Annotated in this window: 8 protein-coding genes and 1 pseudogene; 1 reads left to right on the plus strand and 8 read right to left on the minus strand. The window is 38.9% G+C overall.

All coding sequences use genetic code 11. From position 1 onward, the window contains the following. Positions 1-155: 155 nt before the first annotated feature. The 8 genes and pseudogenes from FSB73_RS07205 to FSB73_RS07240 all read right to left on the minus strand — a co-directional run bounded on the left by FSB73_RS07205 (position 156) and on the right by FSB73_RS07240 (position 11386). Positions 156-1052: an AraC family transcriptional regulator gene (locus tag FSB73_RS07205; protein ID WP_146780868.1), complete on the minus strand. Its 897-nt coding sequence runs from the start codon at positions 1050-1052 to the stop codon at positions 156-158. Positions 1053-1112: 60 nt separating this feature from the next. Then, positions 1113-3356, minus strand: a complete 2244-nt coding sequence (locus FSB73_RS07210; RefSeq protein ID WP_225974574.1) for an alpha-galactosidase — start codon at positions 3354-3356, stop codon at positions 1113-1115. A 65-nt stretch (positions 3357-3421) separates the two neighbouring features. After that, positions 3422-5527 carry a glycoside hydrolase family 97 protein gene (locus FSB73_RS07215; protein ID WP_146780869.1) on the minus strand — a complete coding sequence of 702 codons (2106 nt, stop codon included), beginning with the start codon at positions 5525-5527 and terminating at the stop codon, positions 3422-3424. A gap of 32 nt (positions 5528-5559) precedes the next feature. Further along, positions 5560-6717 carry an aldose epimerase family protein gene (locus tag FSB73_RS07220; RefSeq protein ID WP_146780870.1) on the minus strand — a complete coding sequence of 386 codons (1158 nt, stop codon included), beginning with the start codon at positions 6715-6717 and terminating at the stop codon, positions 5560-5562. Positions 6718-6722: 5 nt separating this feature from the next. After that, positions 6723-8279 (minus strand): RagB/SusD family nutrient uptake outer membrane protein, encoded by a 1557-nt coding sequence (locus FSB73_RS07225; protein WP_146780871.1) that lies wholly within the window; start codon positions 8277-8279, stop codon positions 6723-6725. A gap of 25 nt (positions 8280-8304) precedes the next feature. Then, positions 8305-10683: pseudogene (locus FSB73_RS07230) on the minus strand (SusC/RagA family TonB-linked outer membrane protein); the annotation flags it as partial. Continuing rightward, positions 10671-10751: a hypothetical protein gene (locus tag FSB73_RS27505; protein ID WP_146788155.1), complete on the minus strand. Its 81-nt coding sequence runs from the start codon at positions 10749-10751 to the stop codon at positions 10671-10673. The pseudogene FSB73_RS07230 and the gene FSB73_RS27505, both read right to left, overlap by 13 nt. 11 nt (positions 10752-10762) lie before the next feature. Further along, on the minus strand, positions 10763-11386 hold the full coding sequence (locus tag FSB73_RS07240) for a carboxypeptidase-like regulatory domain-containing protein (protein WP_146780873.1): 624 nt from the start codon (positions 11384-11386) through the stop codon (positions 10763-10765). Positions 11387-11917: 531 nt separating this feature from the next. Between FSB73_RS07240 and FSB73_RS07245 the strand changes: the two genes are divergently transcribed. After that, a complete protein-coding gene (locus FSB73_RS07245; protein WP_146780874.1) occupies positions 11918-12823 on the plus strand; it encodes an AraC family transcriptional regulator in 906 nt (301 codons plus the stop codon). Positions 12824-12849 lie beyond the last annotated feature (26 nt).

A 12849-nucleotide genomic window follows, 5' to 3' on the forward strand; every position in this document is an offset into this window, starting at 1 on the left:
ACAAAAAATGTCATTAACTGCTTGCCGCTTCCTTTTATCCTTTTACGATTTAAACTAAACGGGAACCTAGATAAAATCCCCCGATTACTTTTTATGATATTAGCTTCCATAAGAAATAGTTTAAGTAACTTATAAACAATAAAAATATCGAAGGATTATGCCAAATGTCGCCTTGAGGCTTCTTTATACAAAACCGGAGATATTTTCATATGTTTTTTAAATTGTCTAGAAAAATAAAAAGGATCCTCATAGCCTATTGCCTCCGCAACATCTTTCACCTTCATATTTTCCAAATATAATAATTGACAGGCTTTCTGCATTTTTAATTGGATAAAATAATCCATAGGAGGCATACCCGTCGCTTTTTTAAAAATAGTAGAAAAATAAGAAGCAGATAACTGCAACCGCGCTGCCATCTCCTCTACGGTAAGCCGGGAATCAATCATTTTCTCCATATAACCAATAATTGCTTCAATGCAATTAAGGTCCTCATTTTGATTATTAATCGGCTCAGGATATAAAAATGAGGCCAAAAAATGATGGAGGCACAAATTTGCATGTCTCAGATTATCAATACTGAACCCACCGGTTAAGCAATTATACATCTCTTCCCATACAGACAGGCCTCTTTTGTTGAGCGCTAAAGTAACGGGGCCCCTATAACCAAAAATTTCTAAAGACTGGTTGAATAATTCAATATTGGGTCCGGTAAAATGGACCCAATAAATCGTCCAAGGCTCTTCATTATCAGCACCATAGGTCAATATATCGGAAGTCGCAGGCAAAATAAGGTACTGATTGGGCAAAATATCAAAATGATGACTGCCGATGGAACAATAACCTTTTCCATGCAGGCAATAAATTAAAATATTGTCCTTGCATCCATTAGCTCTTTGAATATAATGCCTTTTTGCATTTGGAAAATACCCTATATGTGTAATATAGAATTGATTGAAAGCCGGTGTCTTTTGACAAAAGGCTTCACATACGGCTTCTGGTAAATCGATCATTTTTTCACCTTCAAATCCATCTGTTCTATTATAATTTTCCATAAAAATCAATTTAAAGAATCTTTTAAATGAATCACTTTCTATTTACTGCTTATCCAAATATCAGGATTGAACCGCATCGGCAACCAATATCACACTTGACCTTGATGCGTCCACCTTGGGATTATAGCCAATGGTCATTAAAAAATCACCACTTAAAACATCATCCCCCTTGAGGGTTGAGGTGGTTCCGGGGTAAAGATTAATTTCCCGAATTCGGTATTTACGATTAGGATCCAATCCTTTCCATTTGATTGGCGTATGGCTTCCTGATCCATAGCGTGCATTTACCAGGTAATTAAAGATAACCCCATGCATTTTATCACGATCTACATACATTAAACTGGCTACATCATTTGTCCAGGGGCTTTGCAAACGATATTGATCCCCATGCCAAATGATATCCTTTATCTTATTATAATTAACTACTGAGGCCTGGCAAAAGTTCAAATCAGGGGCACTCAAATCATGAACAGGTATATCAAAACCCATTTTGCCCATCATAGCAACATCTACCCGGTACTTCAGTGGCTGTTTTCCCCAGTTGGTTACATGATTGGCAGTAGCAATAGCTGGATAGAAATAAGAATACTCCCACTGCATATAAATTCGTTCCAGTGGATCCGTATTATCACTAGGCCAAAATTCTGTAAAGTATTGCAACGCACCATAATCTACGCGTCCACCACCACCAGAGCACAACATCATCGGTATTTTAGGATATTTAGCTCGGATCCGCTTGAGCACATTATATAACCCCTGCACATAATCGATATATAGTCGCCCCTGCTGACTTTCATGCAAAGAATATGCGTTATAAATTACCGCATTACAATCCCACTTTATGTAAGCCAGACCAGGGTTCTGTGTAAACAATGTGTCCACTATGCGAAATATAAAATCCTGAACAGCAGGATTGGTTAAATCCAGTACCAGTTGATTTCTGAAATAATATTCCGGCCTTTTTGCTTGCTTAAGGACCCAGTCAGGATGCTGGTGATATAGGTCACTTTTTGGATTCACCATTTCTGGCTCTAACCAAATACCAAATTTAACCCCCATATTGGTGGCTTCCTTCACAAGGCTTGCAATCCCATTGGGCAGCTTTTTACGATTCGCCTGCCAATCGCCCAACCCCGCATGGTCATTATTACGCGGATATGAATTCCCAAACCATCCATCGTCCAGTAAAAACAAGTCTACACCAAGACTTTTTGTGTCTTTTAAAAGAGAACGCAGTTTGTCTTCATTAAAGTCAAAATAAGTCGACTCCCAGTTATTCAATAAAGTAAGTCTTTGCCCATTGCCATCAAGGATTTTGTTATCTCTGGCCCATCTTTGTAATTGCCTGCTGGCTTGTCCTTGCCCTCTATCAGAGAAAGTGTACAAAAATTTTGCAGTCGTAAATAAACTATCCTTTGGTAAGTCAAAAGAAGAGGCGTAGTTATTGATGCCAGGAATGACCCTTAAATTATTTAGATTATCGAGTTCAAGATCCACCCGAAAATTACCACTCCATTCAAGGGATCCGTAGATAACTTTGCCAGCATCTTCCCTAGCCTTCTGACCCAGTGCAATCATAAAAACCGGTGGCTGAAACAAATCTGCTCTACTCCCTAATTTGGAGTCTAAGGTTTTTATGCCATGTGTAATCAGGGTCTGCTCCGGCCTCATTTCTTTAGCCCAATCACCATGATAATGCGTCAACCAAAATTTACTACCTCTCAGATAAAGCCCTGCCGAAGCAAATTTATCCATCCTCACAGAGCCTTTTTCCTCATGCATAATGTCGGCCCAGGTTTCCACCACATCTGTTGCAAAATAAGTCTTATAGAATAAATGAACTTCAAATGGATATACTTCATCTTTAAGTATAATTTCTGTCAACTTAATGTCTTTATCCATTTGTTTTGTTTGCACACTTACAAACTTTAAATCCAACGACTGATTTCCATCTGCATGTCTGACAGAAATGGCTGGTTCAAAAAGATTTTGACTTCCTGAAGCGGGGTAAACAACATCTGATACTTCTGAATAGTCCGTTCCCTGACGATATTGACCAATAATCTGATTATATTCTTTATTTTCAGGTAATTTGCTGCCCAGATATACCATATGCAGGCGGTTGTCTTTACCTACTTCAAATACGGTCGCACTGTGTGCTGTCTCGATGGGAATCAATTGAACACTCTCTGTTCTGTTTTTCCCATTATCGCCATTTTGCGCAAAAGACACCTTTACGCTGACAACAGAAAGCAGCATGCATAACACAGGCAAAAAGTGAAAATGGATTTTTTTATTCATCATATATTTTTTAATTAGCTATTACAGCGTCTGGTTATACATTAATATTAAAATACTAAAAATATATTTTAGTTTGAGGGAACAATAATTATGGCAGTACCACCGCCTGATGCCAGATGGATTTTGTATTTTGTGCTCCTACTCACTTCCATCTTTTGCACCACATAGTCTGTCGCATCCTGATTGGCATTTGGCCCATCTTTTAAAATCGTCGCAACAAATTTTTTCCCTTTAGGCAAAAAGGAAAGATCTATTAGCAAATCCCGTGGATCCCAATTCGTCATAGCTCCAACAAACCAACGATTTCCCGAACGCTTGGCAAGCGCTGCAAAATTGCCCAGTGACCCTGCCAATACTTTGGTATCATCAAATGTTGTGGGTACAGCTGCAAGAAATTTCAGTACTTCACCCGACTTTTCATAAGCGCTGGGCGCATCGCATAACATGGCCAGCGGCTGGTCAAAGATCACATACATAGCAAGTTCATGACACCTGGTACCCATAGCGGAGGGCAGACCTGCACCTATGGGTTTGAAAGCCGATTTAGTCTTGTTGCGCAATGCACCAGGTGTATAGTCCATTGAGCCTGCAAGCATCCTAATAAAAGGTATCGTCAAATGATGGTTAGGGTTAGCTGTTGTATCCCATTTATCACACTCAGCTCCCCGGACAGCTTCATAATTAACGATATTTGGATAGGTACGCTCCAGTCCAGACGGTTTGGTACAACCATGGAAATCAATCAGCAGGTGGCGCTTAGCTGCCTCTGCTGCTATTTGCTCCATCCACTTAGCGGCTACCTGATCATCTCTGTCAAAAAAATCAACTTTTAATCCAGCAATACCCAGACCAGCCAAATAATCCAGATTACCAGGAAGGTCTTTAAGCAAGGAACTGGCAACACACCAAAGAAATACACCCACATGCTTTGATGTTGCCCTGTTGATGACTTCTTTAATATCTATTTTAGGATTTGGCCGCTTAACATCATAAACATTTGACCAACCAGCATCAATCATCAAATACTCCAATCCATTTTTTGCCGCAAAATCAACATAATAATTATATAAAGCTGTATTGCGGTTATTCATACCTGAAGGCAGCTCTACTCCGGGAAGTATTGCATCATGCCACCATTCCCAGGTAGCTTTGCCCGGTTTAATCCACCTAGTGTCTTTCAATTTATCTGAATCCGCTAATAAATAAATTAGTTTATTGGTCAAAAGGCTGCCATCATTATTTGTGGCAATCAAAACGCGCCACGGAAAGGCATGCTTTCCTGGTGTTTTCGCTATATAGTTTTCCCTTTCTTTTACGACGGATACAAAATCTCCCCAGCTTCCCATAACCGTCTTTTTAGGATAAGCCGCCCAATATCCACAAAGCAGATTGCCTTTTCTGCGTAAATACATTCCTGGATAAGACCTAACATTTGACTCCGTAATTATTATTCTGCAAGATGGTTGCTTTAGCGTGAATAATGCCGGTGTAATTGCACGCATGCTATCCGGAATGTCTCCAATGGAAGGATAGGTATGATAGGGTAATTCCCAGGCTGTCAGATTATCAGTCATTGCAATGTCCGCAGATGCATCTCCAGCCAATTGAAAGTCTGTTTTTTCTCCCAATACTTTAAGTGAATCAGTAAAATCTGTTTTAAATCGATAGGCAACTCCTTGATTATAAGCCCGAAATACAAGACTGTAATTTTCAGTAAAATCAATGGTCAATTCATTATATTGATCAGCAATTTGATCAAAATCCCCGTACACAGGGTAGACCGTATTGGCGACCTTTTTATAATTACTTTTAATTACCTGTGCATTCTTACCTAAAACGCTTTGTGTACTTCCTGTTGATAATGCCAAGCTAATACCAGGAGAGCTGAGCACCTTAGTCCCTTTATAGAAAAGCTGATAAGTCACATTCTTATTAATATTAATTAAGAGACGATAATTCTTATCAGGAGACAGAAGTTTAAATTGTTTGGCAACTGGAGCTTGTATTATTTGTGCGGGGTGAGGAGCGGAATGCATAATTAATCTAGCCTTCGATTGAAACGAAAAGATTAAAACACCCCCTATTAAGCAAAGCGTTTTCCCTAAAGAACTGGATAGCTCAAGTACAGCCAATACCTTTCTGCTTTTGCCAAATTGACGAATTAAATGCTTCATAATTACCGAATCTCAATAATCCCTTTTAAGTGTTAATTTGATTTACTTTCCACAGAAAATTTAAAAATTATAAATTCCTTGTATGGTTTATCTTTTTCAATAATCGCTGGAGGAAAACCCATTTGATTTGGACTGTCTGGATAATATTGGCACTCAAGGGCTACACCATCAAAACCTTTATAGCACCGACCAATATAACCCGGCAATTCACTTGTAAGACCGTCACCTGTATAAACCAGTAAACCAGGATAACTTGTCTCCACTTCCAATTGCCTGCCACTTTCGTCACATATTAACCTGCACGCCAGCGGCTTATCTTCAGCCTTTAATTCAAAACAACAATTAATCCCTTCAAAATGTCGAAATATCTCTGGTTGTATAAATTCTTTATGAGCCTGCCACGAATCCTTCCTACTTTCAGCCATAAATGCAGGTCTTACTGCGTCTTTTCTCCCCTTGCACTGGTTAAAAATAAGTCCAGACACCTCCTCGTGCTCCACGGGGATCCTCCTGCCGGTCGGGATAAAATCATCAGAGACCTCCAATGCCTTCCGTGCATTTATTTCTAAGTGGTGCCCCAGGCAATTCATAGAAGGATCAATTCCCATCATCCTGCCTGAAAGGTTAAAATAGCTGTGGTTGGTTAGATTAAGAATACCTTTTTGATCCGATCTTGCCTCATAATGAATTGCCAACTTATCACTTTGCTCCGCCCAACAGTATGTTATTTTCAATTGAAGGTTTCCTGGAAAACCACCATTGCCATGCCTATCTTCCAGGCTAAATATCACTTGACAACCTGGTTCACTTAAATGCGTATTCTCTGAGATTTCTGTAACCCCGAACACGCGGTGATCAAAACCTGACCCCCCACTATGATTACTATTTTTCCCTTCATTGGCTTCCAATGTCCAAATTTGATCATCCAACTTGAACCTGGCATCTGCGATTCTATTGGCAAATCTTCCAATAGTAGCACCCATATATTGCTTATCCTGCAAATAAGCCGTCAATGTATCAAAACCTAATACGACATCTTCAATACATCCCATTTTATCAGGCACTTTTATCCTGACAATCCTGGCCCCATAATTGGTCAATTGAACGATGCTGCCGGCGGCATTTTTAAGCGTATATAGATAAATATCATTTCCTAACAGCGTACCCCACCGTTCTTTTATTATTTCCATAAATATTAATGGTTATAGCCAGGATTTTGGTCAGTATCTGGAATATCTGAATTTTGAAGTATTTCTGTTAATGGAATAGGATATAGTTCATTATAGGTCTGAATGGTACCACTTTCCTTGGCCCACTTGTTTCTTGCTTTGATCAAATCAACAAATTTTCCAGAACGAATCAAATCCATTCTTCTCCAACCCTCAAAACACAATTCCCGCATTCTTTCATCCAATATCTGCGTCCTGAATTCCTCTTGACTCATCGATGCACTCCAACGGTCTGCATCGGGGAGCGTACCACCGAAGGCACGTTTGCGAACCTGATCATTGACAATCGCTACAGCATCAGCCGTATTGCCGAGTTCATTCAGACATTCAGCATAGTTCAATAAAATATCCGCATATCTCAAGTAAAAAACATCTTTTCCTGAATACCAGAAACTTAATACACCCTGCGTTCTTGGATCTTCATATTTTTTTACGTGTGGATCCAATTCATCTCCGCCAAATCCTGCTGGAATGGTTGGATGTATACTGTCATGATAGGTGAAATCATACCGTATACTTGCATCCTTTCTGACGTCACCAGTTTCCCAAATCCCCCCGTCTTTCTTATCGCTATAACAATATTTAGTCGGCACCAATAAATCATAACCTCCAAAATAACAATTGCCATCAATATTTGCGAGCGCCCTTGAACCCATCTGCCATTGGATCTGATTATTATCTGGATATACGTTATTAAACTGAAATTCATAAATAGATTCCGTCGAATTGGGTTTGGAAGGATCAAATAAGTCAGCAAAATTGGCCACCAACTGATATTTATGTGAATCAATTACCTGTTTAAAATAGCCTGCAGCCTTATTGAAATCCCTAAATCCAGAAGAATCAGGTGCATACAAATAGACCTTACCCAATAAAGATAGGGCCGCATATTTTGTAATATTCTTTTTATCCGCCTGTGTCTCGGGTAAATCCTCTACCGCGGTAGTCAGATCCGTCGTAATTTGAGTATAAATATCCTTCAGCGGCTGCCTTCCTGTACCCAGTTCATTCAATTTTGCAGCATCAATTATGGGAATGCGACCCCAATACTGCGTCAGTTCAAACATCATTGCAGCCCTGATAAAGCTCGCCTCACCCAGAAGTTCTTTTCGTTTTCCTCCATTGGAACTGTCTTTGAGGTTTTCCAAGGCAAAAACTGCCTGGGCAGCGGCCGATACAATTGGCCAACGTGGATTCCACTGGCCGGTTAAAGCATTGTTGCTTGCGGCTAGATAGCTGCCATATTTATCCAAAGCAGACTGATCCGGATCAGTCATGACCTGATAAGCACCCTGCTGAGTCTCATCTGTACCCAATTGGAAGACGAACCCACCTCTATCCTTATGAATATCCCGCCAATTAGTCAATAGACCTGACAACAAAGGCTCGATATTCTCCAGTTTGGAATATACCTGTTGCTGAGTCAATGCTGTTTCTGGTTCCCTGTCTAAGAACTTATTGCAGGAGATACACCCAAATAACAATGCAATAAATAAACTATATGGTATTATGTTCCGTTTCATGATTACGTGTTTAGAATGAATGGAATTAGAACGCCAGATTTAATCCGACCACAATGGACTTTGAATTAGGATAGTCATCACCTGTTTCTGGATCAAAACCTTTATCCTTTGTCCAAAGTAGAAGGTTGGTACCTGAAATATAAAGTCGAAGGTTATCTAAAAAACTGGGTCTTAACTTACTGCTGAAGGTATAGGAAAATGTACAGGTGGCTAATCTGATAAATGAAGCATCCTGGACACCCAGGTCTACATTTCCATAAGAGTAAACGGACTCCCCATAAGCAACTCTTGGGATCAGGGTATTGGTATTTTCCGGCGTCCAGCGATTTAATAAATCATCGGATGCAGCACTCATGCCCGTGGATCCAATCAGGCTGTTATACAAATAGCTGATTCGTTTGCCACCTTCAGAATAATTAAAAAATGCATTAAACGCCCAGCCTTTATAACTAAGTGTTGTACCAAATCCACCATAATATTTAGGATCCAGTGTCCCTACGACCGTGCGGTCATTATCATCAATGATATTATTACCGTCCAGATCCTCTGGAATTATATCACCGGGGTGGATTGTCCGTCCGCCATAATCTACGTTTTTAATCTGATCCATATCAGAGGCTTGCGCGATCTTTTTAAATTTATATAAATAGATCGAATTTACTGGCTGACCCAAAAACAGATTTCCAGTTGGCTGAATCTCTACGCCTGTGTAACCACCCTTATTGTAAATTGCATCCACATCTGCATAAAGTGCGGTAACCTTGTTCTTGGAAGAGGATATGGAGAAATTCACATTCCAGTTTAAACCAGTACCCTTGAGTATGGCATAATCCAGTGAGAATTCAACTCCCTTATTGGTTAATTCTCCAACATTTGCAACCGTATTGGTAAAGCCAGTTACTGTAGAAAGTGTTTTATTCATCAATAGATTGCTGTTATTGATCTTAAAATAATCAAAAGAAGCATTCAATCTATTATTCAAATAGCTCATATCTACCCCAAGGTTTAATTGTTTTTGGCGTTCCCATTGCAGATCAGGGTTGCCCAAACGACCATCAGATACATAAACAAACTGACCATTTGTCGTAGTTGGCCTGTACAAGCTATACATGGCATAATTGTGGATATTCTGATTGCCAGCAATTCCATAACCTGCCTTGATCTTAAATTGATTAACCCAATTAAAATCGTTCATGAAATCCTCCTTAGCCATATCCCAGGCAACGGCAATAGAGGGGAAAGTCCCCCATTTGTGATCCGGTCCAAATTTAGAAGAACCATCATAACGCACAGTGGCGGTTGCAAAATATTTCTGATCATAATTATAATCAGCTCTTGCATAGAAGGACATTAATGAAGTGGTAACAAAATCAGAGGCTAAGACTGTCTGGTCTTTAGAATAGGCGCCATTGAGAAATTTATACCCAAAATCATCATTGGGGAAGCCATGTGCTTGAATATCATTATAATTACTTGTGTTTTTCTGAATAGACATACCGCCTAGCAGATTCAGCCTGTGGGCACCCATATGCAAATCATAGGTAGCCGTATTGTCCCACTGAAGGTTCAAGGTTTCACTCTTATAATGTTCAGCACTGCCGTGGTAACTGTTACGTAAGTCTTGACCAGTATGTGCAGGAACATATTTATATTGCTGCTGGTCCATATTATCAATGGAGAAGGTTGATCTTAGAACCAAATCCTTTACAGGCGTAACAGAAATATAGTTACTGGAAAGCACACGAGTCAAATATTGTTTATTTAAAATATTCAGACTCAGTAAGGGATTATATTGATCCTGGTTTTTAATATCCGACCATTTAAGGTAGGCAAGATCTGTTGTATCTATAGCCAAAAGTGGATTTGCGCCAAGTGCAGCACTAAAGACACTACCATCTACTACATTTTCCGTCGTTTTTGAAAAAGTTGTATGGGTGCCAATCTTTAACCATGATTTTACATTTTGTTCTAAATTAACTCGACCGCTATAACGCTGATAATCTGACTTTTGCATCAATCCATTTTGGTCCGTATAATTTAAACTAACCAAATAAGTCCCTTTTTCAGTCCCACCGGAAAAACTGATGGTGTGATTTTGTTTAAAACCAGTTCTTGTTACCCTGTCCAGCCAGTCATAAGAATCTCCATTCCTGTAAGCAGCTAATTCATAAGCACCAAAGGCAATAGAGCTATCACTTAATAAATAACGATTAATATAATCCTGGCGATCCGCATCCGGGTTTTTGTCCATGTAGGCGTTAGCATAAGCATCCACACGTAAATCAAAAATATCATGCCCATTCATTAAATCCAGCTTTTTGCTAAATGAGTCCCATGCGACCCAACTATCATAAGAGACTTTACCTACACCTCTATGCCCAGATTTTGTGGTCACCAAAACAACACCATTGGCCCCCTAGAGCCATAAATAGCAGTCGCAGAAGCGTCTTTTAAAACAGTTACACTTTCTATATCATCTGGATTTAGCGTGTTATACCCCCATCGATAATGGTACCATCAACGACAAAAATCGGGCTCGTCCCATATTGGATCGAATTTATACCACGGATCTGAATGCTTGCACCACTACCTGGTTGAGCACTGGATTTGACATAAACGCCTGGCAATTTGCCTTGAATCGCCTGATTGATGTCAGTAGTTGGTGTAGCAGCAATTTGATCAGCAGAAATAGTTGCCACCGCTCCGGTCAAATCACTTTTTTTCATAATAGCTCCAGCTACTACCACAACATCCATCGTACCAGAAACACTAACCAGCGAAACATTTAATTGTTCCAGTCCAGTAACTGGCTTTTCCAATGTTTCAAAGCCAACATAAGAGAACACCAAAGTCGCATCATTATTAACTGTAATCTTATAATGTCCCTGGTCGTCAGTTATTGTGCCTTTAGTTGTACCTTTTATCATCACCGAAGCGCCATCTATTGGCAGTCCCGAATCTTTATTAGTGACAATTCCTTGAACTGTCATAGCATTCTGTCCATAACCTATTAACGAGCAAAGTAAAATCAGCGTCATTAAAAAAAAGCCTTTCTGAAATGCAATAATCCGAATCTTGTTTTTACAAGGATTGCTTAGATATTTCATGATATAATCTATAAGTGAAGGAATAAATAATCAGCCTGCCCCTATCCACAAATAGAGGCATCATATAATTAATCGCTTTTTAGGAATGTTTGACAAAACTACCTCCTTCAATTAAACAATAAAATGGATATTTCAATAAAAAGGATGGATATTTTGCTTATTTAGAAAATCCGCATCAAACCAAATCAAAATTGTGGCCCGGTTGAGTTTTCAAATTATTATAAAACCTGTCCTAGGCATAAAGCCCTCAATTGTTGGTTTTCTTTAAGTATTTAAATATGATATTACTTCGTTATAACTAGCGCCTATTATTCACAAGCAAATTGACTTAGAAGTCACTGGCAGCAATTATTTAGAAAAATCATCTTTTCACATTCAGCCTTGCAGTCTCTAAGAACATAAATTGCGCATTATTGGTAAAAAAGCAATAGCATTTAAACATGATGCATCATAAACTTTCATTTTCATACCAAATAATACCCCATCTTTGAACAAATAAATGTAAATTTATAAAGCATAAACAAGGACAATATGATTAATCATCAACATTCCCCATTTCCGTCATTGGAGGAGGGATTTATCGGTCAGAAAAGAATCGTATTACCTCCAGATATACAAACAAAAGAGGCGCAAAACAAACTAATCCAACAATTTTATCTAACGGCAATTGGTTACTATCCTAATGCCAAACACCATAAAATCCACAGGCCGGAAGGGGCCCCCGATTTTATATTTATTTATTGTGCAACAGGAGAAGGATCTATAATCATCAATGGTTTACAATACGAGCTAACACCAAACACCTATTTTATACTTCCACCAAATACTCAACATCAGTATAATAGCAGTGCGGATTCTCCCTGGACCATTTATTGGGCGCATTTTAATGGACCAACCGCAAAGGCTCTTGTTAAGCGCAGTATCGGGTCCAATAAAGAATTGCAGATCAAACATTTTGCATTTAATGAACAAATATTCCATTTGTTCGATCAGACCATGTCCATGTTTGAGCATAATTATACGACTGCTCAACTTGAAATCACAAACCTCAATTTTCTACATTTCCTGTCCAGATTCATTTACCATGAGCAAATAAATCATAATATTTACGATAATGACAATATCAGTCAATCCATTCAGTATATGAAAGACAACCTGTCTAAGTCACTTACGCTCGACGAACTTGCATTCAAATCAGGACTTTCAGCCTCCCATTTTGCATTATTATTTAAGAAGAAAATGGGGCTTCCTCCCATCCATTATTTCAACCAGCTTAAAATTCAAAAGTCTTGTCAGTATTTATATTTCACAAAAACCTCCATAAAAATAATATGTCAGGAGCTCGGCTTTGACGACCCTTATTATTTTTCAAGGTTATTTAAGAAATGTATGGGTGTATCACCTTATCATTATCGAAAAACCCACAACCCGGACTAACCTATAAAATATAATTATATTATCTG

The sequence above is a fragment of the Arachidicoccus ginsenosidivorans genome (genome assembly GCF_007971385.1).
In the GTDB taxonomy this organism is placed as follows: Bacteria; Bacteroidota; Bacteroidia; order Chitinophagales; family Chitinophagaceae; genus Arachidicoccus; species Arachidicoccus ginsenosidivorans.